A 1,262-nucleotide genomic window follows, 5' to 3' on the forward strand; every position below is an offset into this window, starting at 1 on the left:
AGAGGTGGTCGCGGGAATTCGGACCAGTCGCTAAGCTCTGGCGATTGACGAAGGACTGATCCGCATGACGAAACGGAAGCGCTATTCGGCCGAGTTCAAAGCGAAGGTGGCGTTGGAAGCCATCCGCGAGGAGTTAACCACGGCTGAGCTGGCCAAGAAGTATGACATTCACCCGACCATGATCACGGGCTGGAAAAGAACCGCGATCGAGAACATGGCCTCGGCCTTTGACGGCAACAACGCTGCCGAGCCGGCGATTTCCGCGGGTGAGGTCGAGAAGCTGCATGCCAAGATCGGCCAACTGGTCATCGAGCGGGATTTTTTGTCGGCAGCCTCCAGTCTCATTCTCGGCACTGGAGGCAAAAAGCGGTGAAGCAGGACCACCCTGATCTCAGCGTCCGGCGACAATGCAGCCTGCTGTCGCTGACGCGCTCCAGCCTTTATTACCAGCCACGCGGCGAAACCGCCGAGAACCTGAAGTTCATGGCCATTATCGACCGGCAGTTCCTCGAGACGCCGTGGTACGGCTCACGGCAAATGGCCCGTCACATGCAACGGGAAGGGCATCGGTGCGGGCGCCATCGGGTTCGTCGGCTGATGAAGCTCATGCGTCTGGTGCCGATCTATCAGGAGCCGAAGACCAGCAAGAAGCACCCGGAGCACAAGATTTACCCTTACCTTCTCAGGGGCCTGTCCGTCACCCGTCCCAATCAGGTCTGGTGCACCGATATTAGCTACATACCCATGCGCCGGGGGTTCCTGTACTTGGTGGCGATCATGGACTGGCACAGCCGCAAGGTGCTCAGCTGGCGGCTCTCAAACTCCATGGACGCGAGCTTTTGCGTCGAGGCCCTGAAGGAGGCGCTGGCCCGATATGGCACGCCCGAAATCTTCAACAGCGATCAGGGCTCGCAATTCACCAGCACCGAGTTCACCGCGGTGTTGCTGGACGCCAAGGTGAGGATCTCCATGGACGGCCGTGGCCGCTGGATCGACAACCGGATGATCGAAAGGCTGTGGCGGACGCTGAAGTACGAGTGTGTCTACCTGAACGCTTTCGAGACCGGGTCCGAGGCCCGCAGGGCATCGGCGCCTGGATCACCTATTACAATGAAAAACGTCCACACTCATCGCATGGGTTGCTGACGCCAGATGAGGCCTATGATACCGCCAACCAGAACCTGAAAGCCGCTGCCTGACATGAAACCCATGCCAGAGCTTAGCTGAGCGGCAAACTGGTCGAAAATTCCGGACCATCTCTG

The 1,262-nt window shown here is 59.1% G+C and carries 1 pseudogene; it reads left to right on the plus strand.

The annotated features are described in order from the left end of the window. Positions 1-64 precede the first annotated feature (64 nt). Positions 65-1,199 (plus strand): annotated as a pseudogene (locus IE224_RS20785) (IS3 family transposase). Positions 1,200-1,262: the final 63 nt, after the last annotated feature.

It is taken from the genome of Paracoccus aerius, assembly GCF_014656455.1.
Taxonomy (GTDB): Bacteria; Pseudomonadota; Alphaproteobacteria; order Rhodobacterales; family Rhodobacteraceae; genus Paracoccus; species Paracoccus aerius.